This is a genomic window from Oleiphilus sp. HI0086 (genome assembly GCF_001635225.1).
Map to the genome: position 1 here is coordinate 1 of NZ_LWFZ01000250.1, position 1,027 is coordinate 1,027.

Annotated in this window: 1 protein-coding gene; it reads right to left on the minus strand. The window is 49.0% G+C overall.

The annotated features are described in order from the left end of the window. Positions 1-999 (minus strand): AMP-binding protein (locus A3756_RS03270; protein WP_156490231.1); only part of this gene is annotated, 999 nt, incomplete at its 3' end. Between the last annotated feature and the right edge of the window lie 28 nt (positions 1,000-1,027).

Below are 1,027 nucleotides of genomic sequence, written 5' to 3' on the forward strand. Positions count from 1 at the left end.
GATAGGTAAGCCCAATCCAGGCGGTGTTTGGGTTTGTGTAATCTGGGCACAGCTAGACCAAACGGTGGTTTCAGTTGGGCCATACATGTTCCAAAGCTCACTACAGCGTTGAAGTAGCTCTTCAGCTAAATCCAATGGCAATGCTTCGCCACCGCACAGTGCTTTTAATCTAGGCTCACCCTGCCAGCCACTACTGATCAGCAATCGCCAGGTGGCGGGTGTTGCTTGCATGAAGTTTGCCTGATGCTTTATCAGCAAGCTTAATAAACGTCGACCATCACTACTATCCTGTTTCTTGGCAATAATGATTTTGGCGCCGACCCAGAGTGGCAAGTAGAGTTCAAGTACGGCAATATCAAAAGACAAAGTTGTTACTGCCATCAGGGTATCATCAGCCTGGAGCCCTGGCTTTTCGGCCATGCTGTGTAAGAAGTTCATGACGGAAGCATGGGGTACCACAACGCCTTTAGGCTTTCCGGTAGAACCGGAGGTATAGATGATATACGCAGCTGTATCCTCAGGGATTGTTACATCTGGGCAAGCTGTGTTCTGCTGTGATAGACGTTCAGAAATCAGATCGGTATTGAGTATGTGTGCAACAGAAGGCAGGCGCTTGATATGCGTTTCTTGAGTGACTAGGTGTTGTAAGCCCGAGTCTTCAATCATGTACGCCAAACGATCATCGGGGAAGTCAGGGTCAAGCGGGACATAGCTGGCGCCGACTTTCAATATGCCAATTAGGGCCGCGAGCATATGCTGAGAGCGGTCCAGGCACAAGCCTACGCGATCCCCAACGGATACATGTTCCTCTAATAGGAGCTGAGCCCACTGTGAGCTAAGTTCATCAAGCTGACGATAGCTTAAGACTTCCTGCTCAAATATGACGGCATCACTTTCGGCAAATTGTTGAGCTTGATGATGAAGGTAGTGACCGACAGTGCGAGGGGCCTTGGCTTGTTCTTCATGCCAAGCATGAGCAGGTCCTATACATTGTCTCATCACTTGCTTGCTTGAGCTTTGATTAAGT